At 71.6% G+C, this 24,734-nt stretch carries 22 protein-coding genes and 1 tRNA gene; 13 read left to right on the top strand and 10 right to left on the bottom strand.

Annotated features, from left to right (window positions below):
• Nucleotides 1-58: 58 nt before the first annotated feature.
• Nucleotides 59-1,405: a GH1 family beta-glucosidase gene (locus WA640_RS02190; protein ID WP_335985867.1), complete on the top strand. Its 1,347-nt coding sequence runs from the start codon at nucleotides 59-61 to the stop codon at nucleotides 1,403-1,405.
• Nucleotides 1,406-1,411: 6 nt separating this feature from the next.
• Here the strand turns inward: WA640_RS02190 and WA640_RS02195 are convergent, their stop codons facing one another.
• Nucleotides 1,412-1,981: a thiamine phosphate synthase gene (locus WA640_RS02195; protein WP_335985868.1), complete on the bottom strand. Its 570-nt coding sequence runs from the start codon at nucleotides 1,979-1,981 to the stop codon at nucleotides 1,412-1,414.
• Between the two features lie 158 nt (nucleotides 1,982-2,139).
• Here WA640_RS02195 and WA640_RS02200 point away from each other — a divergent pair, with 158 nt between their 5' ends.
• Both WA640_RS02200 and WA640_RS02205 read left to right on the top strand, forming a co-directional pair.
• Nucleotides 2,140-2,922, top strand: a complete 783-nt coding sequence (locus WA640_RS02200; protein ID WP_335985869.1) for a maleylpyruvate isomerase family mycothiol-dependent enzyme — start codon at nucleotides 2,140-2,142, stop codon at nucleotides 2,920-2,922.
• 141 nt (nucleotides 2,923-3,063) lie between these two features.
• A complete protein-coding gene (locus WA640_RS02205; RefSeq protein ID WP_335985870.1) occupies nucleotides 3,064-4,356 on the top strand; it encodes a YibE/F family protein in 1,293 nt (430 codons plus the stop codon).
• 149 nt (nucleotides 4,357-4,505) lie between these two features.
• On the opposite strand, the gene WA640_RS02210 is transcribed toward WA640_RS02205, so the two are convergent.
• Entirely contained in the window at nucleotides 4,506-5,426 is a 921-nt protein-coding gene (locus WA640_RS02210; protein ID WP_106362044.1) for a LysR family transcriptional regulator, read from the bottom strand.
• A 101-nt stretch (nucleotides 5,427-5,527) separates the two neighbouring features.
• On the opposite strand from WA640_RS02210, the gene WA640_RS02215 reads away from it, so the two are divergent.
• Nucleotides 5,528-6,781 (top strand): pyridoxal phosphate-dependent aminotransferase, encoded by a 1,254-nt coding sequence (locus WA640_RS02215; RefSeq protein ID WP_335985871.1) that lies wholly within the window; start codon nucleotides 5,528-5,530, stop codon nucleotides 6,779-6,781.
• 45 nt (nucleotides 6,782-6,826) lie between these two features.
• Here the strand turns inward: WA640_RS02215 and WA640_RS02220 are convergent, their stop codons facing one another.
• The 3 genes from WA640_RS02220 to WA640_RS02230 all read right to left on the bottom strand — a co-directional run bounded on the left by WA640_RS02220 (nucleotide 6,827) and on the right by WA640_RS02230 (nucleotide 8,264).
• On the bottom strand, nucleotides 6,827-7,177 hold the full coding sequence (locus WA640_RS02220; protein WP_335985872.1) for a hypothetical protein: 351 nt from the start codon (nucleotides 7,175-7,177) through the stop codon (nucleotides 6,827-6,829).
• A 158-nt stretch (nucleotides 7,178-7,335) separates the two neighbouring features.
• The gene (locus WA640_RS02225) at nucleotides 7,336-7,626 is read right to left on the bottom strand and encodes a 4a-hydroxytetrahydrobiopterin dehydratase (protein ID WP_335985873.1); all 291 of its coding nucleotides are present in this window, start codon (nucleotides 7,624-7,626) and stop codon (nucleotides 7,336-7,338) included.
• 26 nt (nucleotides 7,627-7,652) lie between these two features.
• Complete coding sequence (locus WA640_RS02230) at nucleotides 7,653-8,264, bottom strand: carbonic anhydrase (protein WP_219926495.1); 612 nt, start codon at nucleotides 8,262-8,264, stop codon at nucleotides 7,653-7,655.
• A 203-nt stretch (nucleotides 8,265-8,467) separates the two neighbouring features.
• On the opposite strand from WA640_RS02230, the gene WA640_RS02235 reads away from it, so the two are divergent.
• Nucleotides 8,468-9,142 carry a winged helix-turn-helix transcriptional regulator gene (locus tag WA640_RS02235; RefSeq protein ID WP_181245595.1) on the top strand — a complete coding sequence of 225 codons (675 nt, stop codon included), beginning with the start codon at nucleotides 8,468-8,470 and terminating at the stop codon, nucleotides 9,140-9,142.
• 12 nt (nucleotides 9,143-9,154) lie between these two features.
• Here WA640_RS02235 and WA640_RS02240 read toward each other — a convergent pair whose 3' ends face one another.
• A complete protein-coding gene (locus WA640_RS02240) occupies nucleotides 9,155-9,970 on the bottom strand; it encodes a putative hydro-lyase (protein WP_335985874.1) in 816 nt (271 codons plus the stop codon).
• 236 nt (nucleotides 9,971-10,206) lie between these two features.
• Here WA640_RS02240 and WA640_RS02245 point away from each other — a divergent pair, with 236 nt between their 5' ends.
• Together WA640_RS02245 and WA640_RS02250 are read left to right on the top strand one after the other, a co-directional pair.
• Entirely contained in the window at nucleotides 10,207-13,239 is a 3,033-nt protein-coding gene (locus tag WA640_RS02245; RefSeq protein WP_335985875.1) for an AfsR/SARP family transcriptional regulator, read from the top strand.
• 87 nt (nucleotides 13,240-13,326) lie between these two features.
• Nucleotides 13,327-14,307 carry a zinc-binding dehydrogenase gene (locus WA640_RS02250; RefSeq protein WP_335985876.1) on the top strand — a complete coding sequence of 327 codons (981 nt, stop codon included), beginning with the start codon at nucleotides 13,327-13,329 and terminating at the stop codon, nucleotides 14,305-14,307.
• Nucleotides 14,308-14,356: 49 nt separating this feature from the next.
• Here WA640_RS02250 and WA640_RS02255 read toward each other — a convergent pair whose 3' ends face one another.
• Complete coding sequence (locus WA640_RS02255; protein WP_335985877.1) at nucleotides 14,357-15,547, bottom strand: MFS transporter; 1,191 nt, start codon at nucleotides 15,545-15,547, stop codon at nucleotides 14,357-14,359.
• Nucleotides 15,548-15,735: 188 nt separating this feature from the next.
• Nucleotides 15,736-16,584, bottom strand: coding sequence for a helix-turn-helix transcriptional regulator (locus WA640_RS02260; protein ID WP_335985880.1), 849 nt, complete (start codon nucleotides 16,582-16,584; stop codon nucleotides 15,736-15,738).
• Nucleotides 16,585-16,685: 101 nt separating this feature from the next.
• Here WA640_RS02260 and WA640_RS02265 point away from each other — a divergent pair, with 101 nt between their 5' ends.
• Nucleotides 16,686-17,417 carry an SDR family oxidoreductase gene (locus WA640_RS02265; RefSeq protein ID WP_335985881.1) on the top strand — a complete coding sequence of 244 codons (732 nt, stop codon included), beginning with the start codon at nucleotides 16,686-16,688 and terminating at the stop codon, nucleotides 17,415-17,417.
• 67 nt (nucleotides 17,418-17,484) lie between these two features.
• On the opposite strand, the gene WA640_RS02270 is transcribed toward WA640_RS02265, so the two are convergent.
• Nucleotides 17,485-17,558: transfer RNA gene (locus WA640_RS02270), tRNA-Ile, on the bottom strand.
• Nucleotides 17,559-17,871: 313 nt separating this feature from the next.
• On the opposite strand from WA640_RS02270, the gene WA640_RS02275 reads away from it, so the two are divergent.
• The 4 genes from WA640_RS02275 to WA640_RS02290 are packed head-to-tail and all read left to right on the top strand — an operon-like array spanning nucleotide 17,872 to nucleotide 22,016.
• Nucleotides 17,872-19,272 (top strand): branched-chain amino acid ABC transporter permease, encoded by a 1,401-nt coding sequence (locus WA640_RS02275; RefSeq protein WP_335985882.1) that lies wholly within the window; start codon nucleotides 17,872-17,874, stop codon nucleotides 19,270-19,272.
• 11 nt (nucleotides 19,273-19,283) lie between these two features.
• Nucleotides 19,284-20,327, top strand: a complete 1,044-nt coding sequence (locus WA640_RS02280; protein ID WP_335985884.1) for a branched-chain amino acid ABC transporter permease — start codon at nucleotides 19,284-19,286, stop codon at nucleotides 20,325-20,327.
• Entirely contained in the window at nucleotides 20,317-21,174 is an 858-nt protein-coding gene (locus tag WA640_RS02285) for an ABC transporter ATP-binding protein (RefSeq protein WP_106362031.1), read from the top strand. Before WA640_RS02280 ends, WA640_RS02285 begins: the two co-directional genes overlap by 11 nt.
• Before the next feature lie 8 nt (nucleotides 21,175-21,182).
• Nucleotides 21,183-22,016: an ABC transporter ATP-binding protein gene (locus tag WA640_RS02290; protein WP_335985885.1), complete on the top strand. Its 834-nt coding sequence runs from the start codon at nucleotides 21,183-21,185 to the stop codon at nucleotides 22,014-22,016.
• A 69-nt stretch (nucleotides 22,017-22,085) separates the two neighbouring features.
• Here WA640_RS02290 and WA640_RS02295 read toward each other — a convergent pair whose 3' ends face one another.
• Complete coding sequence (locus WA640_RS02295) at nucleotides 22,086-23,342, bottom strand: ABC transporter substrate-binding protein (RefSeq protein WP_335985887.1); 1,257 nt, start codon at nucleotides 23,340-23,342, stop codon at nucleotides 22,086-22,088.
• Between the two features lie 284 nt (nucleotides 23,343-23,626).
• Between WA640_RS02295 and WA640_RS02300 the strand changes: the two genes are divergently transcribed.
• Nucleotides 23,627-24,730 (top strand): hypothetical protein, encoded by a 1,104-nt coding sequence (locus WA640_RS02300; RefSeq protein ID WP_335985889.1) that lies wholly within the window; start codon nucleotides 23,627-23,629, stop codon nucleotides 24,728-24,730.
• Nucleotides 24,731-24,734 lie beyond the last annotated feature (4 nt).

Here is a 24,734-nt window from a genome sequence, read left to right on the forward strand (position 1 = left end):
CCATCCAGCGCCGCGCCGCGGAGGAACCCGGTCGCGCGGCGGAGAAAGGTGCCATCCGATGACGCAGCTGACCTTCCCCGAGGGATTCCTGTGGGGGACCGCGACGGCCTCCTACCAGATCGAGGGGGCGGCGAACGAGGACGGCCGGGGCCCGTCCATCTGGGACGTGTTCTCGGCGACGCCGGGGAAGACCTGGCGCGGCCAGTCCGGGGCCGTGGCCTGCGACCACTACCACCGGGTCGACGAGGACGTGGCGCTCATGGCCTCGCTCGGCGTCGACACCTACCGGTTCTCGATCGCGTGGCCGCGCATCCAGCCCGACGGCTCCGGGCCCGCGAACCCCGCCGGGCTCGACTTCTACGACCGCCTCGTCGACAAGCTCGTCGCCGCCGGCATCAAGCCCATGCCGACGCTCTACCACTGGGACCTCCCCCAGAACCTGGAGGACCGCGGCGGCTGGCCCGAGCGCGCGACCGCCGAGCGCTTCGGCGAGTACGCCGCGATCGTCGGCGCCCGCCTCTCCGACCGCGTCCACACCTGGTGGACCCTGAACGAGCCGTGGTGCTCCGCGTACCTCGGCTACGGCAACGGCCACCACGCGCCGGGCCGCACCGAGCCCGCCGCCGCGCTCGCCGCCGTCCACCACCTCAACCTCGGCCACGGCCTCGCCGTGCAGGCGCTGCGCGCCGCCGGGGCGGAGCAGGTGTCGATCGTGCTCAACCCGACGCAGGTCCGCGGCGAGGAGGAGGCGGTGCACACCGTCGACGGCATCGCCAACCGCGTGTTCTTCGACCCGATCCTGCGCGGCGAGTACCCCGCGGAGGTCCTGGCGCGCACGCAGCACCACACCGACTGGTCGTTCGTGCAGGACGGCGACCTGGAGGCGATCAACCAGCCGATCGACCTGCTCGGCGTCAACTACTACAGCCCGACCTGGGTGCGCGCCAAGGCCGGCGTGCCCGAGAGCCCGGTCGGCCCCGGCACGTTCAACGTGGAGAACTACACCCCCGAGGGCCTGGAGTACACCGACATGGGCTGGGCGATCGACGCGACCGGCCTGACCGACCTGCTGGTGCGCCTCCACAAGGACTACGGCGTCGCCACGATGGTCACCGAGAACGGCGCGGCCTACCCGACCGGGCCCGGGGAGGACGGCGAGGTCGACGACGTCGAGCGCGTCGCCTACCTGCGCTCCCACATCGCCGCTGTCCACGACGCGATCGAGGCCGGGGCCGACGTGCGCGGCTACACCGCCTGGTCGCTCATGGACAACTTCGAGTGGGCCTTCGGGTACGACAAGCGCTTCGGCATCGTCCACGTCGACTACGCGACCCAGAAGCGCACCCCGAAGTCGAGCGCGAAGTTCTACTCGAAGGTCATCGCCGCCAACGGCCTCGACCGCTAGCGCGGTTCAGACCAGCGCGCCCCGGAGCGCGCGGATCTCGTGCTCCGGGTCGTCGGCGCGCATGACCTGGCCCATGACCGCGACCCCCGCCGCACCCGCCTCCCTCGCGGCGAGGGCCCGGTCCGGGCCGTCCACGCCGCCGAGCGCGTACACCGGGACCGGGCTCGCCGCGCAGACCTCGGCCAGCGCGGCGGGCCCGATCGCCGGGCCGTAGCCCGGCTTCGAGTCGCTGGGCCACACCGGCGAGTACGTGCAGTAGTCCAGGCCCGGGTCGATCGGCTCGCCCGCGTGGACGGACCGGCCGACCAGGACCGGCCGCGGGTCGGGGACGGCCCGGGCGGCCGAGAGGTGCGCGGCGGCCACCGGAGCCTCGGGGTCGGCGACGATGAGGACGCCGCCGTACTCGGCGACGAGGATGCCCAGTTCGGCGGCCAGGTGGTGGCGCTCCTCCCACGAGAGGTCCTTGTCGCGCAGGACGAGGGCGAACGGCCCGCCGCGGAGGGCGAGCGCGACCTGGTCGGCGAGCGGGCGCGGGCACCCGTGCCGGTCGGTGACGACGATGAGCCGGTGCTGCATCCGTCGAACCTACGCCCCGCACGGGAGTGCCCGGGCGACTCCCGTGGTGAACGGTCCCATTGATGTCCGACTCGCCAGTGCTACACCGGTTTAACACTTGTGTATCGGTCCACCGCCGAACTTGCGTAATTCACGACACAGGTGCGAAACTTCAGAGGATGAACATCGGCGACCAAATCAACGTGCTGCGCACCGAAGGGGAGCGGATCGCTGTCGCTGGTGGGGAACTCGCATTGAACGCGCTCGTGCCCACCTGCCCGGGGTGGATCGTCAAGGACCTCTTGACCCATATCGGGACCGTCCATCGCTGGGCGGCGGCGATCGTGGGCGGAGCCCTGCCCTACGATCCCCGCAAGCAGGACTTCCAGCGCATCGTGGGGCCCACGCCCCACGACGACCTGCTGGTCGACTGGGTCAGGGAGGGCCTCATGCGGCTCGCGGCGGTGCTGGAAGCCGCCCCCGACGACCTCCAGTGCTGGCAGGTGTTCCCCGCTCAGTCCTCACGGCGCTTCTGGGTCCGCAGACAGGCCCACGAGACGACCATCCACCGCGTCGACGCCGAACAGGCGCGCGGCGACGAGATATCACCGGTCGGCCCCGAATTCGCGGCCGACGGCATCGACGAGCTGCTGCTGGGGTTCCACGGCCGCCCGTCGAGCAGGGTGCGGGCACTGCGGCCTTCAGTGCTCCACATCCACGCCACCGACCTCCCGCCGGGCCGCGGCGACTGGTACGTGCACCCCACCGACACGGGACCGCTCGTGACGTTCAGCGAGGTCGAGTCCCCGCACTGCGTCATCGAGGGCCCGGTGGAGCTGCTGTACCTGGCGCTGTGGAACCGGCTTCCCTTCGACGACCTCGCCGTACACGGAGACCCGGCACTGCTCCACTTGTGGCGCAATTACTCCGCGGTCCGGTGGGTCGACCCCGTGGACGTTTGAAGGCCCTGACCCTCGGCGACTGGAGCGCTGCAGGACGAGTCCCCAGATGGCTGCGGACGGTTCACGGCGTATGTCCGCTGTGGGCGGCCCCGGGCGCGCTGCTGCGCGCCCGGGCGGGCGCGGGGCCGTAGGCTCTCGGACGTGAACGACGATCCTGTGAAGCACGACGAACCGGTGAAGCACAGCCACGGCCACCTCATCCCCAACGACGCCGTTCCCCGGGCCGCGCTGTGGATCCTGGTCCCGGCCGCGATCGCCACGGTCATCGGCATGATCCTGCTGTGGCCGCAGGGCGTCGAGGACGCCGCGATCGACGAGTACGGGACCGAGGTCGACGGGCGGGTCATCGCCGTCACCGAGACCGAGTGCAGCGCCGAGGAGGCCGAGGTCGTCGACGTGTGCGGCGAGGTCGTCGTGACGATCACCAGCGGCGAGTTCTCCGGCGAGGAGGCCGTGGTCGACATCCCGAGCGGCCCTGGCGCGCCGGTGGTCGAGGCGGGCGACGACGTCATCCTCATCTACACGCCCGACTCGGTGTCGGGCCAGCAGTTCCACATCATCGACCACGACCGGGCCGGGGCGCTGTGGGCGCTGGTCATCGCGTTCGCGCTCGCGGTGGTGGCGTTCGGGCGGTGGAAAGGCGTGCGGTCGCTGGTGAGCCTGGGCGTCACGTTCGCGGTGGTGCTGCTGTTCATGGTGCCCGCGGTGCTCGACGGGTCCTCCCCCGTGCTCGTGGCGATCGTGGGGGCGGCCGCGATCATGCTCGTGTCGCTGTACCTGGCGCACGGGTGGAACCGGACGACGACGGTGGCCGTGGTCGGGACGCTCGCGTCGCTGGTGCTCACGGTGCTGCTCGCGGAGGCGGCGGTGCGGCTCGCGGAGCTGAACGGGGTGCTCGACGAGAGCACCACGAACCTCGCGCTCCAGTATCCAATCGACATGTCGGGCCTGCTGCTGGCGGGCATCCTCATCGGCGCGCTCGGCGTCATCGACGACGTGACGGTCTCGCAGGCGGCCACGGTGGACGAGGTGTCGAAGGCGAACCCGAAGTGGGGGCCCGCGCGGCTGTACAAGTCGGGGATGCGGGTCGGGCGCGACCACCTGACGTCGGTGGTGAACACGCTGGTGCTCGCGTACGCGGGCGCCTCGCTCCCGCTGCTGGTGCTCATCGCCGCGGCGAACCGGCCGCTGGAGCAGGTGCTCACGAGCCAGACGATCGCCACGGAGATCGTGCGGTCGGTGGCGGGCACGCTCGGCCTCATCGCGGCCGTGCCGATCACCACGTGGCTCGCGGCGTACCTGGTGCACTGGCGCCCGAAGCCGAAGCAGCCCAAGGTGAAAGAACCGAAGCGGCCCCGGCCGAAGCCCGAGGCTGCGGAGGCCGACGGGTGGGAGGGCGAGGACTCGCCTTATCCGCCTTCGCATCTGCGCTGACGCGCCCCGCGCCCGGGCGTGTCGCGATTCGGCCGCCCCCGGTTTCAACGGTGCCCGGCGGGTACGACATCCGGGGGCGAGCGGGTCACGAGGTCGGGTGTGTCGCTGTGCGGGCCCCCGATACGAGGGTGACGCGGAGGTACGACAGTTCAGAACCGCTCGGCGGCCGTCATGAGTTTCCGGGCCGCCTGGTGGAGGGCCTGGAGGACCGTCATCACCGCGGGGCGGCCGGTGGAGGCCGTGCGGTGGACGACGTAGACGTCGCGGCCGGGGAGTTCCTCGGCGACGGCGCGGACGGCGACGTCGCGGCGTTCGGCGGCGGCCATCCACGGGGCCACGGTCACGCCGAGGCCCTTGGCGACGAGGGTGAGGATCGTGTCGAGGCCCTCGAACTCCGAGACCGGGACCGAGATGCCCTCCGCGCGCCAGAGGCGGTCGAGGGCCGTGCGGGACGGCTCGCCGCCCGGGGAGGCGATCCACGGTTCGCCCGCGAGCTCGTGCGCGGACAGGACCTCCTTCGAGGCGAGCCGGTGGCGGGCGGGGAGGACCGCGACGAGGGGGTCCTTCACGAGGTGGTGGAACGTCAAGGGCCCCACGGTGGCCGGGCGGCGCTGGCCCGACCAGTCGTCGATGAGGGCCAGGTCGATCTCCCCCGAGCGCACGCGCGCCAGCGACTCGCTGACCGTGTGCTGCTGGCGCAGGACCATCTGGAGCTCGGGGTGGCGGCGCAGGCGGCGCACGATCGGGCCCGCCAGCGCGACCGCGACCGTGGGGAACGCGGTGACGGTGACCCGGCCGCGGGGCTCGGCGGACTCGGCGGCGAGGTCGGTCTCGGCGGCGTCGATCGCCTCCAGGATGAGGGCGGTGTGCTCGACGAGGCGGCGCCCGGCGTCGGTCAGCTGGGCGGAGCGGGCGGTGCGTTCGAGGAGCGCGACACCGGCCTCCTTCTCCAAGGCGGCCAACTGCTGCGAGACCGCGGAGGCCGTCTGGCCGGTCGCGACGGCAGTGGCGGATATCGATCCCTGGGCGGCGAACTCGTAGAGGAGGCGCAGGCGGCGAACATCGAGCATAAGGCAATCTTATCCTCGGCAACAGGTAGAAATACTTGCGATGATGCTCCTTGTGGAGGACTCTGGGTCCCGTTCAGACAGTCTCCAACGAGGAGTCACCCGTGACCGTCTCCGCCACCCTCGCCGCCAACGAAGCGATCGCCGCCCGCCGCGCCGCCGGGCAGGAGGTGCTCGCGCTCGGGTTCGGGGAAGCGGGGATCCCCGTGCACCCCTTGCTGAGGCAGCGCCTTGCGCAGGCCGCCGGGCAGACCGCCTACGGCCCCGTCGCCGGGACCGACGCGGCCCGCGAGGCCGCCGCCGGGTACTGGACCCGCCGCGCGATCCCCACCGCCAAGGAGCAGGTGCTCCTCGGCCCCGGGTCGAAGCCGCTCCTGTTCGCGCTCCTCCACGCCGCCGGGGGCGACGTGGTCCTCCCCAAGCCCGCGTGGGTCTCCTACGGGGCCCAGGCGGAGATGCTCGGCCGCGACCCCATCCGCGTGCCCGTCCCCGAAGGCGAAGGGGGCGTGCCGGACGCCGACGCCATGGACGCGGCCGTGCGCGCGGCCCGCGCCGCCGGGCGGGACCCGCGCATCGTCGTGGTCACCCTGCCCGACAACCCGACCGGGCGCCTCGCCTCCGAGCAGTCGGTCAAGGCCCTGTGCGAGGCCGCGCGGGAGCTGGACCTCATCATCGCCGCCGACGAGATCTACCGGGACCTCGTGTTCGAGCCCGGCGCGTTCCCCTCCCCCTCCGCGTGGGCGCCCGAGCGCACGGTGACGACCACGTCGCTGTCGAAGAACTACGCGCTCGGCGGCTGGAGGATCGGCGCCGCCCGCTTCCCGGACTCGCCGCTCGGCGAGCGGCTGCGGGAGTCGGTGCGCGGCACGGCCTCCGAGCTGTGGTCCTCGACGCCGATGCCGATGCAGCACGCCGCGGCGTACGCGTGGTCGGACCCGCAGGAGCTGGTCGACCGGGTCGCGCTGGCGCGGCGCCTCCACGGGTCGGTCGCGAACGCCGTCGCGGAGGTCTTCGCGGGCGCCGGGTGCGAGGTCATGCCGCCGCAGGGCGGGTTCTACGTGTGGCCGGACTTCGAGCCGCTGCGCGCGTCGCTGGCCGCCGACTGGGGTATCGCCACGAGTGCGGACCTCGCGGAGGTCCTGCTGGAGCGGTTCGGGATCGTGGTCCTGCCGGGAAGCGCGTTCGGCGACGACCCGGAGCGCCTGACGATCCGCGTGGCGGTGCCTGGCCTGTACGGCGAGAACGACTCCGAGCGGCTCGCGGCCCTCGTCTCCGACGAGCCCGCGTCGATGCCGTGGATCGGCGACGCCCTGGAAGGGCTCGCCCAGAAGCTCCGGGCGCTCACCGCGCCCGAGTGATCGCCGGGCGGCGCTGCCGAGGCCGATGCGGCAGCGCTGCCCGGTTCAGTTCACGCGCCCGGCGACCGCCACGACGCCCCAGACGAGGACGGCGGCGGCGATGAGCACGGCCACCAGGAGCGCGATGCCGACGAACCGCTGGATCTCCAGTTCGTGGCCTTCGCGCACAGGCCGGCGCCAGCGCCCGTAGCGCCAGTGGTCGCGGCCCTGCTCGTAGTCGGTGGCGAAGTCCTCCAGGAGCGCTTGGAGGTCGGCGAGGGTCTCGGCGCGGCGGGCGAGCTGGCGGCGGAGGCGGAACTCGTCGGCGTCGATCGCGCCGCGGCGGCGGGCCTGCGCGAGGCGGTAGAGGGCCATGCGCCGGTGGGCCCTGGTGGGGCGGGTGGCGAAAGCGTCCATGACGTGCTCCCGAGTGCAACCGAGGAGGCCGGTGTCCGGCGGGGTTCCCCGCCGGGCCGGTTCGTACACATTGGGACGCTTGCGGATCTCCTTGCACGCCAGCCGATCGGCTGGGAAAGTCAGTCGAGAAGGCCGGAGGCCGATCGAGCGCGATTGACTCAGTCGAGGAGCGCGCTGACGGCCTGCGCGAGTTCGGTGTCCTTCGCGGAGACCTTGCTGCCCGCCGAGTGGGTGGTGACCGAGACGGTGAGCTTGTTGTAGTTGATCGTCAGGTCCGCGTGGTGGTTGCGGCGCTCCGAGAGCAGGCCGACGCCGGTGGCGGCGGCGAGCGCCTGGAGGTGGCCGTCGAAGGTCCACGTGCTCTGGAGCCGGTCGTGCTCGTGGCTCCAGCCGGGCAGGTCGGAGAGGGCGAGTTCGATCTCGGCCCCGGTCAAGGGTTGGTCGCTCATACCCCGATTGTGACAGCCCGGGGCCGTCAGTTCTCCTCGATGAGCGTCACTTCGCCGGTGTCCAGGTCGTAGACGGCGCCGACGACGAGGACTCCTTCGAGGTTGGCGCGGCGGCCGAGGTCGGCGACGGTGCGGCGGACCTGGAGGCGCAGGGCCTTCGGGGCCGCGTCCTCGCCGTCGGAGGTCTCCGAGAGGGCCTGGGACGCGGGCTGCCACAGCTGCTCGACGAGGTAGTCGGTGCGCGGGTCGTGGGTGTCGTCGGCGACGGCGTGGAGGGCCGCGTTGATGGCGCCGCACCGCTCGTGGCCGAGGACCACGACGAGGGAGACGCCGAGCTCGGCGGCGGCGAACTCCAGGGAGCCGACGGCGGCCCGGTCGGGGACGTGCCCGGCGGTGCGCACGACCAGGAGCTGCCCGAAGTCGCAGTCGAACACGGACTCGGCGGTGACGCGGGAGTCGATGCACGTGAAGACGACGGCGCTGGGCTTCTGCCCCGGCGCGTGCTGGCGCGCGGAGGTGATGTCGCGCTTGTAGCGGGGCTCTCCGGCGATGAATCGGCCGTTGCCCTCAAGGAGCGCGACGAGCGTCTTGGCGGCTTCGTGGTGCTCCATGAGCGAGGAGGCGGTCAGTTCAGGCACGATCTGAATGGTGCCGCATGATCCGAGGGCGCGCAAGCGCGACGGGCGGTACGTCACGTACCTTTTACCGACCTCACGTTACCGTTCCGAGATGTTCCGGTCATTTCCCAGGACTTGTCGCTCGCGGAACGGGACCATAGGATGAACGGGAACTACCGCGTTGCCGTTCACCTGCGGTTTCTGTCCCTTTCCTGGAGGCCACCGTGCGCACTTACGGCGAAGGCTGCCCCGCGGCCCACGCACTCGACCTCGTCGGCGAGCGCTGGTCGCTCCTCATCGTCCGCGAGCTGCTGCTCGGCCCCAAGCGCTTCACCGACCTCCGCTCGGGGCTCCACGGCGCCAGCGCGAACGTGCTGTCGCAGCGGCTGCGGGAGCTCGAAGCCGCCGGGGTCGTCGGGAAGCGGCGGCTGCCGCCGCCCGCGGCGTCGAAGGTGTACGAGCTGACCGAGTGGGGCCGGGAGCTGGAGGGCCCGATCGTGCTGCTGCTGCGGTGGGGCGCCCGGTCGGCGGCGATCCCGCTCGACGCGCCGATGGGCGCCGACGCGCTGATCCTGTCGATGCGGTCGCTGTTCATGCCGCAGGCCGCGCAGGGCTTCGACGCGGCGTTCGAGCTGTGGGTCGGGGACCGGCCGTTCATCGCGGAGATCATCGACGCGCAGCTGATCCTGGCGCCGGGCCGGCCCGAGCATCCGCACGCGGTCATCAGGACCGACGCGGAGACGCTCAAGCGGCTGACCCTGGGCGGGCGCAGCCTCGACGTGTCGCTGCACGCCGGGCGCGTCACCGTCCAGGGCGACCAGGCGATGGCAGAGCGCTTCCTGGGAATGTTCCGCCTCCCGGAACCGGCCGCGGCCTCGGCGTCGGCGGGCGCGGTGTGACCGTGCCGCCGCTCATCGGACGGTCCTGATCTCGCCGGAGTCCGCCGTGCGGGCACGGCGGTCCGTGATGAGCATGTGCCCGGGCGCGTGGGTGATCGCGAAGGGCAGCTTGGCTTTCACCACGGCCTCCTGGAGCGTCACGCCGCAGGCCCAGAACACGGGGACGTCGCCGTCGTGGAGGCGCACCGGGTCGCCGAAGTCGGGGCGGTCGAGGTCCCGGACGCCGAGCATCGCGGGGCTGCCGACGTGGACGGGCGCGCCGTGGGCGAACGGCAGCTCCATGGTGATCTGGGCGGCGCGGGCGACCAGGTCGGTCGGGACCGGGCGCATCGACACCACGACGGGGCCGCGGAAGCGCCTGGCGCCCAGGGCCTTCCGGTTGGTGCGGTACATGGGGACGTTGACTCCCTGCTCCAGGTGGCGCAGCGGGATGCCGGCGCGCTCCAGGAGCGGCTCGAACGTGAAGCTGCACCCCAGCAGGAACGTGACCAGGTCGCGGTCCCACAGGTCCGCGACGTCGGTGCGGCGGGCGACCATCTGGCCGCGGCTCCACACCTGGTAGGCGGGCAGGTCCCGACGCAGGTCGGCGCCCTCGGCGAGGTCCGTGGTGAAGCGCCCGGCGCCCACCACGTCCAGTAGGGGGCAGGCCCGCGGGTTGCGCACCGCGAAACGGCGCAGACTGATCGCGTACCTGCGCGGCACGCTGACCAGGTTCGCCTGGACGTACCCTTGGGACCAGCCGCTGGTGTGGGCCACCAGCCCGTCCCGGAACCTGGCGCGGGCCTCGCGGGGGCTGGTCTGCGCTTCGGGACGCTGTCTTGTGAACATCGCTCCTCCTCGATCTGCTGCTCGATGTGTCGAGAATCCGATACAAGGGGGTCAACACGTTCACGAGTGCTTCACGAGCAGGATGCGGATGCAGGCCGGGGCCGGTGCGCGACCGCGCGTTCACTGAGCGGAAAGGCTTGCGAGCGTTCCCAAATGATCAAGATATGCCCATAGACTGGAGCGAACCGCCAATTCCGGCCCGGCCCGCACCTCGACTCCCCCTGGAGGTGGCGCCCTTGGACTTCGGCATCCTCGGCCCGCTGCAACTGGCATGGGACGGCCTGCCCGTGCCGCTGCCCGGCCGGACCCTGCCCAGGCTCTTCGCCGTGCTCCTGCTGGAGCCCGGCAGCGTGATCCCCTTGCACCGCCTGGTGGACGCGGTCTGGGACGACGACCCGCCCGCGACGGCGAAGCGGCAGATCCAGAACACCGTCGCCACCGCGCGCGGCCTGCTGCTGCGGGCCGGGACCAGCGAGCTGGAGACCGTCGGCGACGGCTACCGGCTGCGCGTGGGCCCCGAGAAGCTCGACTCGCTCCGCTTCCAGCGGGCCGCGCGGATCGCGCGCGAGCAGGTCGCCGCGTCCGAACCCGAAGCGGCCCTTGAGTCCCTGCGCGAGGCCCTGGACCTGTGGCGGGGCCCGGCCCTGGCGGGCCTGACCGGGCGGCTCATCGAGGCGGGGGCGCTGCGGTGGGACGAGGAGCGCGCCGCCGCCGAGGAGGCCCGCGCGGAACTGGAGCTGCGGCTCGCGACCGGCGCGCCCGTGGTCGCGGACCTGCGGCGGGTCCTGGAGCGGCATCCGTACCGCCAGCACGCGGCCGAGCTGCTCATGACGGCGCTGTACCGGGAGGACCGGTCCGCCGAGGCGCTGGATACATACGACTCGATCCGCCGCCAGCTCGCCGACGAGCTCGGCATCGACCCCGGCCAGCGGCTCAAGGACCTGTACACGGCGATCCTCCGCGACGACGCGTCGCTCAGGGCCGCACCGAAGACCGCGTCGTCGCGGTCGCTCCCGGCGCCCGCGCAGCTGCCCGCCGACGCCGTCCACTTCACCGGGCGGTCGGGCCAGCTCGCGGCCCTCGACGCGCTCACCGGGCCCGGCCCGCGCGTCGCGGTCCTGTCCGGGATCGGCGGCTCCGGCAAGACGACGCTCGCGCTGCACTGGGCGCACCGGGTGCGCGAGCGGTTCCCCGACGGGCAGCTGTACGTGAACCTGCGCGGGTGGGACCGGACGGCGCCGCTGACGCCGCTGGACGTCCTCGCGGGGTTCCTGCGGGCTCTCGGCGTGCCCACCGAATCCATTCCGTCCGATGTGGACGAGGCGTCGGCGCTGCTGCGCTCGCGGCTGGCCGACACGAGGACCCTCGTGATCCTCGACAACGCCCGGAACTCGCAGCAGGTGCTGCCGCTGCTCCCGGCCACCGACGGGTGCGTCGCGGTCGTCACCAGCCGGTCCCGGCTGCCCGACCTCGCGGCGCTGCGGGACGTGCGGCAGGTGACCGTCGGGACCCTCGGCACCGCCGACGCGGTGCGGCTCATGGAGGGCCTCATCGGGGCCGAGCGCGTCGCGGCCGAACCCGAAGCGGCCGACCGGATCGCGGAGCTGTGCGACGGGCTGCCGCTGGCGCTGCGGATCGTCGGCACCAACCTCGCGGCCCAGCACCTGACGCTCGCCGAGACCGCGACGGCCCTCGCCGGGAGGGACCGGCTCGCGCACCTCGCCGTCGAAGGCGACCCCACGACCACCGTGGCGGCCGCGTTCGACCTGTCGTTCCAGGCCCTGGACCCCGAGGAGGAGCTGCTGTACCTCAACCTCGCGTTCCTGCCCGGCGCTGACTTCTCGAAGGGCCTGGCGATGTCGCTCGTGTCGTGGGACCCGCCCGCGGCCGAGCGGCTCCTCGCGCGCCTGGTCACCGCCCACCGCATCGACGAGTACCGGCCCGGCCGCTACCGCTTCCACGACCTCGTGCGCGAATACGCCCGCCGCAAGGCCGAGACCGTCTTCGACCCGGCTGCGCTGCAAGGGCTCCGGGAGCAGGTCGTGGAGTGGTACTGCCGCGGGTCGGCGCGGCTGCCGGTCGAGGAGTACCGCAACATCGTGGCGACGTTCCTCGAATGGAACGGGCACGCGAAGGTCTCGCGCCTGCTCGCGCGGCTCATCGCGTTCGCCGACGCCGGGTACAGCGAGGAGGGCCCCGACCGGCGCACGCTCACCGAGTCGCGGTACGAGCTGCCCGAGCTCGCGCACGTCGCCGAGCGGGGCGTCGAGAGCGGCGTCAAGTCCGACGACCCGATGGACGCGGTGCGCGCGTACGCGCTCGCCGACGCCGTCGCGTACGCGTCCGGGGAGCTGCACCAGTCGCTCGCGTTCGCGCAGAAGACCCTCGAATACCTCAGCCGCACCCCGCACGGGGACCGCACCGGCAAGGCCCGCAACGACCTCGGGACCACCCTGACCCACCTGGGCCGGTACCGGGAGGCCGTGTCGCTCCTGCGCGAGGCCGTCGGCGCGGCCGAGCGGTCGGGGAAGCGGTACGTCCACGTGGAGGTCCTCGCGTCGCTGGGGACCGTGCTGCGGCGCATGGGGATCTTCGCCGAAGCCGAGACGCTCCTGCTCAGGGCCCGGGACCTCGACGCGGCCTCCCCCGAGGGCCCGACCTCGGTGTACCCGCTGCTGTCGCTGTCGGAGCTGTACATCGACCAGGGCCGCGTCTCGGCCGCGGAGGACCTGTGCCGCGAGATCGCCGAACTGCTGCGGGACCACCCGTCGAAGTACTACCGGGCGCGGCTGTACTTCCGGCAGTCGGCGGTCCACCGCGCCGACGGCGACTTCCCGCGCGCCGAGGCCGCCGTGCTCCACGGGCTCGAACTGGTCGAGCAGTCCAACGGCTGGCGGCACGTCCTGGTGTACACGTACTGGCTCGCGGAGATGCACGTCGACTCCGGCCGCCTCGACCAGGCCCGCGACGCGCTCGACCGGGTCGCGCGGCTCGACCGGTTCCAGACCTCCGAGACGCTCGCGGTCAAGGCCCGCGTCCTGTGCAAGCTGCACACCGCGGACGGGAACCTGCGCATGGCCGTGAAGATGGGCCGGCAGGCGTGCGACGTGTTCGCGGCGATGCCCGACCCGCTGCGCCAGGCCCGGAGCCTGCTGGCGCTCGCCCGCGCCTACGAGGCCGCCGGTGCGTCGTACGAGGCCGCGCGGTGCGCGGTCGAGGCCCGGGAGCTGTTCGAGGCGCTCGGCGTCGACCCCGCGCGCCAGGCGTGAGGAGGCTCCAGTCGGTCGACGGATGCGGTGCCAGTCGGCTCGTCTCTACTGTTGCGGCACACCCATCGACATGGAGGGAACGACGACATGCACGCGATCCGACACCACGAGTTCGGCGGCCCGGAGGTGCTCCGGTACGAGGAGGTCGCCGACCCCGAGCCGGGCCCCGGCCAGGTCCGCATCGACAACCGGGCCGCGGGCGTCCACGTCCTCGACACGAGCTTCCGCAGCGGCGCGTCGGGCACGCCGTTCCCGCTGCCGGAGCTGCCGTTCATCCCCGGGCGCGAGGCCGCCGGGATCGTCGACGTCGTCGGCGAGGGCGTGGACGAAGCGTGGCTCGGGAAGCGGGTCGTGGCGCACCTCGGCCCCGCGTCGCAGGGGTACGCGGAGAAGGCCGTGCGCGAGGTCGAGTCGGTGCACGAGCTGCCCGACGGCGTGGACTTCGGCGAGGCCGTCGCGATGATCGGGACCGGCCGGACCGCGCTGCTCGTCCTCGCGGTCGGGCCCGTCCACGCGAACGACGTCGTCATCGTCCCCGCCGCCGCAGGCGGGCTCGGCACGCTCCTGGTGCAGGCCGCCAAGAACGCCGGGGCGTACGTGATCGGCCTGGCGGGCGGGGCCGACAAGGTCCGGCAGGTCGCCGCCAACGGCGCCGACGCGGCGATCGACTACCGGGCCGCGGACTGGACCGACGTGCTGGACCGGGCCCTGGAGGGCCGCGAGGCGACGCTGTTCTTCGACTCCGTCGGCGGCGAGGTCGGGCGGGCCGTGTTCGAGCGGCTCGGGTTCGGCGCCCGCATGATCGTGTTCGGCTGGTCCGCGGGCAAGGCCACCGAGGCGACCGTGGAGGACATCGTGGGCCGCGGGCTCACCGTCAGCGGCGCACTCGGGCCGAAGATCGTCCAGCGCATGGGCGGCATCCGGGCCCTCGAAGAGCGCTCGCTCGCCGAGCTCGCGGCCGGGCGGCTGCGCCCGGCCGTGCACACGTTCAAGCTCGCCGAGGCCGCGGAAGCCCATCGGGCCCTTGAGAACCGGGGCACCACGGGCAAGGTCGTGCTCATTCCTTGAGCGACGCGAAAGGCCCCCGGCGCTGCGCCGGGGGCCTTCGTCGTGCCGGTTAGGAGGCGGTGACCAGCTCCGCGGGCGCGATGTCCGGGACCTGCGCCTCGGCGTGCGCGCGGGCCAGCGGGAAGGACAGCACCAGGCCCGCCAGGGCCAGGCCGACGCCGACGAGGATCGGGGCGGTCAGGCTCAGGCCGAGCGACAGCGCGAGGCCGCCGAGCCAGGCGCCGTTCGCGTTCGCGAGGTTGAAGGCCGCGTGGTGCAGCGAGGACGCCAGCGACGGGGCCGAGTGGGCGCCGTCGAGGAGCAGCCGCTGCATGATCGGGCCGACCAGCGACGAGGACGTCGCCATGAGGAGGACCCCCGCGATCGCGAGGACCGGGTTGCTCATGGAGAAGTACATCGCCAGGAGCACGGTCGCGATCGACGCGAACGCGCCGAACAGGCCCTGGATCGGGGCGGCGTCGGCGATCCGGCCGCCGAGGACGTTGCCGAGCGTGAGGCCGACGCCGAAGACCGCGAGCGTGATCGCGATGGCGAGGGCGTTCATGCCGGTGACGTCTTCGAGGATCGGCGTCAGGTAGGTGTAGGCGGCGAACATGCCGCCGAAGCCGACCGCGCCGGTCACGAGCGGGAGCAGGACGCGCTTGGAGCGGATCGCGCGGATCTCGTCGGAGGCCTTGGTGGCCACGATGACCCCGCGGGTGTCCGGGACCGTCGCCCAGATCGCGGCGGCCGCGACGACGCCGAGCGCGGCGACGGCCGCGAAGATCCAGCGCCACGAGATCTGGCCGATGACCAGGGCGCTCACCGGGACGCCGACGATCGTGGCGACGGTGAGGCCCGACATGATGCCGGAGATCGCGCGGGCGCGGCGGTCGTAGGACACGAGGCTCGCGCCGACCACGGCGGCGGCCCCGAAGAACGCGCCGTGCGGCAGGCCCGCGACGAAGCGGGACCCGAGCAGGAAGGCGAAGTCGGGGGCCAGCGCCGTCGCGACGTTCGCGCCCGCGAACGCCAGCATCAGGGCGATGAGCAGCGGCTTGCGGGGCACGCGGGTGGTGGCGACGGTGAGCAGGGGCGCGCCGAGGACGACGCCGACCGCGTACGCGGAGACGGCGAGGCCGGCCTGGGCGAGCGAGACGTCCTGGGAGGCGGCGACCTGGGGCAGGATGCCCATGATCGCGAACTCGGCGGTGCCGATGCCGAACGCGCCGATCGACATGGCGAAGAGAGGCATGCGCATGGTGTGCAGCTCCGGTGGGATGAGAAGGAGGGTGAGAACGCTGAGGCTGTCACCGGCTGCTTCCTTGCCGTACCGGTCGCTGTCAAGACGGGGAGGCGGTGCGCCTCCGAGTCCAAGCGTAATAACACTCGCCGCACGAGTAAAAGTCCCCGAGGTGAAAACCCGGCGTGATGTCCGTCGCGGGCGGGTTACGCGGATGAAGCAGGGGTTGCGGGAGTGAGCTGCGCCAATCGCAGGAACGCCGCGGCCGTGGGCGAATCCGGTTGCGGCACATACATGACCAGCCGCATCCCGGTGCCGGGCACGTCGAGGACCTGGCAGTCGAACTCCAGCGGCCCGACCACGGGGTGGACGACCCGCTTGGTCTGGGCCCGGCGCGGGGTCACGCGGTGGTCGGCCCACATCTCGCCGAACTCGGGGCTGGCGCGCAGCAGCTCGTCGACGAGGCCCTTGAGCTTGCGGTCCCCAGGGTTGCGCGCGAGCGAGGCGCGCAGGTCCGAGACGGAGTCGGCGAGGAACCGGCGCACCGACGGGTCGGCGAGCCGGGCGGCCACGTCGCCGCTGGAGAAGTTGGTGCGCAGCACGTTCCGCTGCTCGGGCGCGAGGGCCGAGAGGTAGCCCATGAGCCGGTCGGCCATGGTGTTCCAGGCGAGCATGTCGTAGCAGGCGTCCATGACGTACGCGGGATAGTCGTTCAGCCCGGCGAGGAGGTTCGCGATCGCCGTCGGGACCTCCTTGACGGCGGTGCGGCACTCCGACTCGGGCAGCTCGTCAACGAGGTGGAACTGGTGCGCCCGCTCGTCCTGGTCGAGCACCAGCGCGCGGGCCAGCGCCCCGATGACCTGCCGCGAGGGCTTCGGGCCGCGGGCCTGCTCCAGGCGGATGTAGTACTCGACGGAGATCCCCGCGAGCTGCGCCACCTCCTGCCGCCGCAGGCCCGGGGTGCGCCTCCGCGTGCCCGCGGGCAGGCCCACGCCTTCGGGCTTGATGGCGGCGCGGCGGGTGCGGAGGAAGTCGGCGAGCTGCTGGCGGTCCATGCGTCCATCCTCCCCCGGTTCGCACTCCGCAGCCAGGTACCGGATGTACCACCATAAGCAGTGCTCTTTGCAGGTCCCGGAAACCGGCGCAGGCTCAAGGCATGGAACAGAAGACGGCGCTCGTCACGGGCGCGAACAAGGGAATCGGATACGAGATCGCCAAGGGCCTTGGCGCGAAAGGCGTCAAGGTCCTGGTGGGTGCCCGCTCGGAGGAGCGGGGCGCGGAGGCCGTCGCGAAGCTCCGCGAAGCAGGGGTGGAGGCGGACTTCCTCCAGCTCGACGTCACGGACGAGGACTCGATCGCGGCCGCGGTCAAGCAGGTGGAGCGGCTCGACATCCTCGTGAACAACGCGGCGGTCGCCCTCGCCGACGGCGGCTGGGACACCAGCGAGCTGACCGTCGCGACCACCCGGAAGGTCTTCGAGACCAACGTGATCGGCGTGGTCGCGGTGACCAACGCGTTCCTCCCGCTGCTGCGCGAGTCCGCCTCCCCGCGGATCGTGAACGTCTCCAGCGAGGTCGGCTCCTTCGACTTCATGACCGGCGACAACGAGTTCTCCGCGATGCAGGGCGGCGCCTACGCCGCCTCCAAGTCCGCCCTCAACATGCTCACCATCTCCTACGCCAAGGAGTTCAAGGACGGCCCCGTCAAGGTCAACGCCATGACCCCCGGCTACACCAAAACGGACCTCAACGACAACCAGGGCTGGCGCGACCCCGCCATCTCGGCAAAGGTCGCCATCGACCTCGCCCTCATCGACGACGACGGCCCCAACGGAGGCTTCTTCCAGGAAGGATTGGAATACCACAAGGACACAACGGTCCCCTGGTAATCGAGTTCCATGGGTGCGCAAAGGAAAGTGAAAGACGAAAGGCCCCGCAGAAGCGGGGCCTTCTGCGTAGGGCAGGCAGGACTTGAACCCGCGACCCAGGGATTATGAGTCCCCTGCTCTAACCAGCTGAGCTACTGCCCCGAGCGGGCAATATCCTCTCACACCCCGTGTCGGCGCGGTGGCCCCAGGGTTGCGGAGGGCGGGGTGCGGGTGCGGGCGACGGGAGCAATAAGTGTTCACTGGTGTCGAACGAGACCGAAACGACCGTGTGGCACGGCCCCTGGGGCGCGGGCGACGCGGCGGTAACATTCGCGCCACATTTGCAACGGTTCTATAACGACACGTGCTGATGTTAGACAGGTCTCTTTAAGATCCGACTCACTCCCGCCGTTCGGTGTTTCTCGAACATTGCACCCGGCGGGTTCCGACGCCCGAAACCTCCCGAGGGGGCCCATTGAGACGAGCATTGTTGCTGCTGTCGGCTGCGCTGGCCGGCCTGTCGCTGTGTCTGGGGGTGAGCAGCAGTGCCGCCGCACAGGACGCGTACGGCATCCACGGCACACTCGACGACCAGCAGGACCAGCCCGTAGAGGGCGTGTCGATCACCGTGTCCGACGCGTCGGGGGCGGAGATCGCCACCGTCACCACCGCGGCGGACGGCACCTGGGCCGTACCGCTCGACGCGGAAGGCGACTACGTCGTCACCCTGGACGAGTCCACCCTGCCCGAAGGGCTCGTCGTACGCAACTGCAAACCGCAGCTCGAAGTCAACGTGACCGGCGACCGCACCGCCCTGTTCCCGCTCGACACCCAGGTGGACGGCTGCACCCCGGGCGAGAGCCCCGGCGGCGGCGAGACGCCCTCCTCCTCCGACGACGAGAGCGGCGAGCCCGGCGAGGAGTCCTCCGAGAGCGAGGACGCCGCCGCGGACGACGCCGCCGCCGACGAGGTCGGCGAGATCGAGGGCGAGGGCGGGGCGACCCGCGCCATCAGCCTCCTGGTCTCCGGCCTCCACTTCGGCCTCATGATCGCCCTCGCGGCCGTCGGCCTCTCGATGGTCTTCGGCACGACGGGCCTCACCAACTTCGCCCACGGCGACCTGGTCACCTTCGGCGGCGTCATGGCGCTGCTGTTCAACGTCACGTTCGGCCTGCCCGTGTGGATCGCCGCAATCGCCGCGGTCGTCCTGGGCGCCGCGTTCGGCTGGGCGCAGGACTGGGGATTGTGGTCCCCGCTGCGGCGCAGGGGGACCGGCCTGGTCTCGATGATGATCATCTCGATCGGCGTGGCCCTGCTCATCCGCTTCGCGACGCTGTTCTTCGTCGGCGGCGAGCGCCAGCGCTACACCGAGTACGTGGGCCAGCCTCCGTGGGACTTCGGCTGGCTCGTCATCTCCCCCAAGGAGGTCGTCACCGGCCTGATCGCGCTCGCGGTCTGCGTCGCCGTCGGGCTGGCGCTGGTGTTCACCAGGCTCGGCAAGGCGACCCGCGCGGTCGCGGACAACCCGTCGCTCGCCGCGTCCACCGGCATCGACGTGAACAAGGTCGTGCGCCTGGTGTGGACGATCGGCGGCGCGCTCGCCGCCATGTCGGGCGTGTTCCTGTCGATCAGCGACGGCGTCAAGTTCGACATGGGCCAGCACCTGCTGCTGCTCGTGTTCGCGGCCGTGGTCCTCGGCGGGCTCGGCACCGCGTTCGGCGCGTTCGTCGGCGCGATGCTCATCGGCGTGTTCGTGCAGATGTCGACCCTCGTGGTGGCGCCCGAGCTCAAGTACGTCGGCGCGCTGGCCGTCCTCATCATCATCATGCTCACCCGTCCCCAGGGCATCCTGGGCCGCCGCGAGCGAATCGGTTAGGGGGCCCCGCGATGGATTGGCAATTCGTATTCAGCCAGGCGCTCACGCAGGCCATCGGTCCGACGATGCTCGTGTACGCGCTCGGCGCGATCGGCCTGAACCTCCAGTTCGGATACACCGGTCTGCTCAACTTCGGGCAGGCGGCGTTCGCGGCGATGGGCGCGTACGGCCTGGCGCTCAGCGTGGTCGCGATGGGCCTGCCGTTCTGGTGGGGCATCGTGATCGGGCTGCTCGCGGCGTGCGTGATGGCGCTGCTGCTCGGCATCCCGACGCTCCGATTGAGAGCCGACTACCTGGCGATCGTGACGATCGCGGCGGCCGAGATCGTGCGGCGCATCGCGCGCGCGACGGTCTGGTCGGACACCACCGGCGGCTCGGACGGCATGCGCGGCTTCTCGGAGCCGTTCTTCGAGATGATCCCGTGGGACCGCGACACGACCTGGTCGTTCCTGTTCGTGTCGATGGACAACGGCCGCCTGGCCGTGGACTTCGGGATCTTCGAGCTCCAGTACTCCTACCGCGACACCTGGGTCATGATCGTGGGGTGGACGCTCGTCCTGGTCATCCTGGCGATCATGGCGTTCCTCATCCACAGCCCGTGGGGCCGGGTCCTCAAGGGCATCCGCGAGGACGAGGAGGCCGTGCGCAGCCTCGGCAAGAACGTATTCGCGTACAAAATGCAGGCGCTGGTCCTCGGCGGCATCATCGGCGCGATCGCGGGCTTCGTGTTCGCGCTCAGCCGCGCGAACGTGCAGCCGGACGCGTTCACCACGGACTTCACGTTCTACTTCTACGTGGTGCTCATCCTCGGCGGCGCGGCCCGGATCTTCGGGCCGGTGCTCGGCGCGGCGCTGTTCTGGTTCCTGTACAACATCCTCGCGCAGGGGCTCATCCAGGCGATCTCCGCCGACGTGATCCCGCCGAGCGTGATCGACTCGACGCAGGTGGGCCCGCTGGTGTTCTTCCTGCTGGGTCTGGGAATGGTCCTGCTGCTGATCTTCCGGCCGCAGGGGCTCATCGGCAACCGGAAGGAGCTGATGTTCGATGTCCGATGACGTGAAGGCGGGCGTCGCGGCGGCGAAGGCGGCCCTCGCGGGCGTGCCCGCCGAGCCGGGCGCGCCGAAGCAGGACGCGATCCTCACCGCGACCGGGGTGCGGCGCGCGTTCGGCGGCCTCGTGGCCGTGGACGTCGCGCACATCGAGGTCCAGCGGGGCGCGATCACCGCGCTCATCGGCCCGAACGGGGCGGGGAAGACCACGTTCTTCAACCTGCTCACCGGGTTCGACCGGCCGAGCCGCGGCTCGTGGGAGTTCGACGGGCGCCGGGCCGACCGGATGCGGTCGTACCAGGTGGCCCGGTCGGGCATGGTCCGCACGTTCCAGTTGACGAAGGCCCTGTCGCGCATGACGGTCCTGGAGAACATGCTCATCGGCGCCGACCGCCAGCGCGGGGAACGCCTGTGGGCGGCGCCGTTCAGGTGGCTGTGGCTCAAGGAGGAGGCGCAGAACGCCGCCCGGGCCCTGGACCTGCTGGAGCGGTTCAAGCTGGCGGACAAGCGCGACCACTACGCCGGGGAGCTCTCCGGCGGGCAGCGCAAGCTCCTTGAGATGGCCCGGGCGCTCATGCTCAAGCCGAAGATGATCATGCTCGACGAGCCGATGGCCGGGGTGAACCCGGCGCTGAAGCAGTCGCTGCTGGAGCACATCAAGGACCTGCGCGAAGAGGGCATGACCGTGCTGTTCGTCGAGCACGACATGGACATGGTCCACGAGATCGCGGACTGGGTGGCCGTCATGGCGGCCGGGCAGCTCATCACCGAGGGGACGCCGGACCAGATCTCGGCCGACCAGCGGGTGATCGACGCGTACCTGGGCGCCCACCACGACGCGGCACAGCATTAGGAGGCGTGATGAGCGACAACGAGACCGAGGGGATCGGCCCGACGGGCGCCCCCATCGACGAGGCCGCCGAGTCGTCCACCGAGGTGTGCAGCCGCGAAGGGCACCTGGCGGCCTCGCAGGACGCGCTGCTGCGCGCCGACGAGGTCGTCGCGGGGTACCTCCCGGGCGTGTCGATCCTGAACGGGACCGACCTGTACGCGAACGAGGGCGAGCTGGTCGGCATCATCGGCCCGAACGGGGCCGGGAAGTCGACGCTGCTGAAGGCCATGTTCGGCCTGGTGGGCATCACGTCAGGGAAGGTCGTGCTGCGCGGGCAGGACATCACCAACCGCAAGGCGCACCAGCTGGTGCCGCTGGGGGTGGGGTTCGTGCCGCAGACGAACAACGTGTTCGCGGCGCTCACGGTCGAGGAGAACCTCGAAATGGGGGTGTTCCTGCGGCCCAAGGCGTTCAAGGAGCGGTTCGAGTTCGTGACGGACCTGTTCCCGGTGCTCGGGGACCGGCGCACGCAGCGGGCCGGGTCGCTCTCGGGCGGCGAGCGGCAGATGGTGGCGATGGGCCGGGCGCTCATGATGGAGCCGTCGGTGCTGCTGCTCGACGAGCCGTCGGCGGGCCTGTCCCCCGCGATGCAGGACGAGGTCTTCTTCAACACGAAGCAGATCAACCAGACCGGCGTCACGGTGGTCATGGTCGAGCAGAACGCGCGGCGGTGCCTCCAGATCTGCGACCGCGGCTACGTGCTGGACCAGGGCCGCAGCGCCTACACCGGTCCCGGTGACGGCCTGATCGACGACCCGAAGGTCGTGGAGCTGTACCTCGGCACGCTCGGCCGGGCCAGCTAGCGGAGAGCAAGGCGAAGCCCCCCGGGTCCTGTGGTCCCGGGGGGCTTCTTTTGGCTTGCGCCGCTTCGGTTAGCTCAGCTCGCCGAAGGTGTAGGTGAGGTTCTCGTAGGTGTTGTCGGGCAGGTACTGGTAGACGCCGATCGTCGCCGCGTTGACGTCGCCCTCGGGCGAGAACTCGATCGGGCCGGAGTAGCCCTCGTAGTCGATGTCGGCGGTGTTGTCCTCGGCGAGCAGCTCGGCGCACTCGGTGAAGCCGGTGCACTTGGTGCCGCCGCTGGAGACGTCGATCAGGTTGTCCTTGATGGTCTCGGAGTCGATGCTGTCGCCGGCGATGGCCGCGAGGGCGACCAGCGAGGTGGCGTCGTAGGACTCGGGGCCGTACGTGAAGTCGGTCAGCTCCGGGTCCACTTCGAGGAGGCGGTCGCGGATCTCGGCCGGGTCGGCGCCCGGGAAGGTGCCCTTGGCGCCCTCCATGAAGCCGGCCGGGAAGGTCTCGCTGTAGTCGGCGAGGTTGCCGTCGACGAGGTACCAGGGGATGTCCTGGGCGCTCAGGCCGCCTTCGGCGAGGGCCGGGCCGAGGTTGACGATCTCGTTGAAGGTGACCAGGACGATCGCGTCGGCGCCGGAGTCGGCGACGGCGCTGACCTCGGCGGAGAACTCGGTCGCGGTCGGGTCGTAGATCGTCTTGAGGACGACCTCGCCGCCGAACTCGGTGAAGTTCTGCTCGACGGAGTCGGCCAGGCCGGTGCCGTAGGCGTCCTGGAGGGCGAGGATCGCGATCTTCTCGTGGCCGTCCTGGATGATCGTGTCGGCGAGGACGCGGCCCTGGAGGACGTCCGAGGGCGCGGTGCGGAAGTAGTAGTCGCCGCGCGGGTACGTGGTGAAGTCCGGGGACGTGTTCGCCGGGGACACCTGGACGATGCCCTCTTCGTACAGCTTGTCGATGAACTGGAAGGAGACGCCCGAGGAGGCCGCGCCGATGACCGCGTGCACGCCCTGCGCGATGAGGGCGTCGGCGGACTGGCTGGCGATGTCGGTCGAGGTGTCGCCCGAGTCCTGGTCGAGCACGTCGACGCAGCTGCCGAGGACGCCGCCGTACTCGTTGATCTCCTGCTGGGCCAGGTGGACGCCCGCGAATTCGGGCGGGCCGAGGAAGGCGAGGGAACCGGTCTGCGGCAGGATCGTGCCGATCTTCAGTGCGTCGTCGCTCTCGGTGCATTCACCTCCGGACGCCGACGGGTCCTCGTCCTCGCCGCAGGCGGCCAGCGAGAACGCTGTGATGCCGGCGGTGGCTACAGCGAGCAGTGCTCGGGGAAAGCGAGCCATGGTTTCTCCTATTGAGTGTTCGAGATGGATCCGCAGGTGGACATGGAGGTTGACGTGATCCGAGTTACACCCTATGGCAGGCGGGGAGTGGATGCCACACGCCGTGCCCGAACCCGTTCCAGTTCGTGATGGCTCCGTGACCTTGCCGATCCGGTATTGCAATCGCTTTGCGGGGAAGGAAAGCCCGCGTTTCGGGGCGGCCTCGGGACGGTTCCCCCGCGAGGGGGAGGCGGTTCGCCCGCGCGCGGGAGGGGCCGGGGCGCGCCCGCCGCGAGGCTGGAGGCATGACAACGCAACCCGCCACCCAGCGCTTGGAAAAGCACCGCACCGGACGCGCCGCCCTCGCTGCGTTCCTGTGGTCCCTCACCGTGATCCCCATCGGGCTCTGGCAGCTCCTCGACCCCGCGACCGGGCCGTTCTCGCACGAGCTGTACGACCCCACCGTCCGCCTCCCCGAGGCCGTCCCCGACTGGGCCGGACCCGCCGCGCTCATCGCCGCCGGGGTCCTCGGCCTCCTCGCCGCCCGCTCGACGCGCTGGGCCCTCCCGGCCCTGTTCGCCGTCGTCTTCGGCGTCGTCATGAGCACCACCGCGCCGATGTCCCTCGCCGGGTACCTGTGCGCGCTGTTCATCCCGCTGCTGATCGCCGCGAGCCCGGTGCTCATCGCGCGCGGGCCCGTCGCGAAGACGATCGCAGGCCTCGCCGTCGTCGGTCTCTTCACGGCCCTGGGCCTCACCGGGGTGATCGACTTCCCCGCCGTCGGCGACTTCCTGTCGATGCTCGGCGGCCGCTTCGCCGACATCGCCGCCTACATGCTCGTCCAGGTGTGGATGACCGTCGGCGGCGGCATCTGGGCCGCCCTGGCGCTCACGCTGCTCCTCAGCAGACGCGACGGGCAGCCCGCGCCCGAGTGGCTCGCCCCCGAGCGCGCCGCCCGCTGGGGCCGCACCGCGGCGTGGATCGCGTTCGCCTGCTCGCTCCCCTACGGGCTCGTGCGCATGTCGTGGCTGACGCCGTGGGCCTGGATCGGCGGCCCGCTCGACAGCTCCATGATCGACCCGGCCACCCGCGTCTGGGGCCTGTGCCTGGGCCTCGCGGCCCTCGGCGGCGGCGTGCTGTGCCTCGGCATGACCTACCGGTGGGGCGTCCGCTGGCCGTTCTGGATGCCCGGCCTCAAAGGCCGGCCCGTGCCGCCGATGGTCGCGATCGTGCCCGCCTCGGTCATGGCCGCGATGTTCACGTTCATGGCGCTCCCCTTCGCGGCCTTGGCGATCCGCCAGGACGCGCTGGAGCTGATCTGGTCGTTCCCGTTCTACGTCTGGGGCCCGGCCCTGGGCGCGGCGACCCTCGCCTACGCGATCCGCCGCGGCGTCGTCCGGCCCCGCTGAGCGA

The sequence above is a fragment of the Glycomyces sp. MUSA5-2 genome, assembly GCF_037034145.1.
GTDB classification, from domain to species: Bacteria; Actinomycetota; Actinomycetes; order Mycobacteriales; family Micromonosporaceae; genus Glycomyces; species Glycomyces artemisiae.

Coding starts and splice junctions, on each gene's coding strand:
- WA640_RS02210 (WP_106362044.1), bottom strand. CDS start 5,426: ATGCTCGATGTTCGCCGCCTGCGCCTCCTCTACGAGTTCGCCGCCCAG.
- WA640_RS02260 (WP_335985880.1), bottom strand. CDS start 16,584: ATGGACCGCCAGCAGCTCGCCGACTTCCTCCGCACCCGCCGCGCCGCC.
- WA640_RS02265 (WP_335985881.1), top strand. CDS start 16,686: ATGGAACAGAAGACGGCGCTCGTCACGGGCGCGAACAAGGGAATCGGA.
- WA640_RS02225 (WP_335985873.1), bottom strand. CDS start 7,626: ATGAGCGACCAACCCTTGACCGGGGCCGAGATCGAACTCGCCCTCTCC.
- WA640_RS02250 (WP_335985876.1), top strand. CDS start 13,327: ATGCACGCGATCCGACACCACGAGTTCGGCGGCCCGGAGGTGCTCCGG.
- WA640_RS02240 (WP_335985874.1), bottom strand. CDS start 9,970: ATGTTCACAAGACAGCGTCCCGAAGCGCAGACCAGCCCCCGCGAGGCC.
- WA640_RS02200 (WP_335985869.1), top strand. CDS start 2,140: ATGAACATCGGCGACCAAATCAACGTGCTGCGCACCGAAGGGGAGCGG.
- WA640_RS02195 (WP_335985868.1), bottom strand. CDS start 1,981: ATGCAGCACCGGCTCATCGTCGTCACCGACCGGCACGGGTGCCCGCGC.
- WA640_RS02190 (WP_335985867.1), top strand. CDS start 59: ATGACGCAGCTGACCTTCCCCGAGGGATTCCTGTGGGGGACCGCGACG.
- WA640_RS02300 (WP_335985889.1), top strand. CDS start 23,627: ATGACAACGCAACCCGCCACCCAGCGCTTGGAAAAGCACCGCACCGGA.
- WA640_RS02220 (WP_335985872.1), bottom strand. CDS start 7,177: ATGGACGCTTTCGCCACCCGCCCCACCAGGGCCCACCGGCGCATGGCC.
- WA640_RS02280 (WP_335985884.1), top strand. CDS start 19,284: ATGGATTGGCAATTCGTATTCAGCCAGGCGCTCACGCAGGCCATCGGT.
- WA640_RS02290 (WP_335985885.1), top strand. CDS start 21,183: ATGAGCGACAACGAGACCGAGGGGATCGGCCCGACGGGCGCCCCCATC.
- WA640_RS02285 (WP_106362031.1), top strand. CDS start 20,317: ATGTCCGATGACGTGAAGGCGGGCGTCGCGGCGGCGAAGGCGGCCCTC.
- WA640_RS02295 (WP_335985887.1), bottom strand. CDS start 23,342: ATGGCTCGCTTTCCCCGAGCACTGCTCGCTGTAGCCACCGCCGGCATC.
- WA640_RS02255 (WP_335985877.1), bottom strand. CDS start 15,547: ATGCGCATGCCTCTCTTCGCCATGTCGATCGGCGCGTTCGGCATCGGC.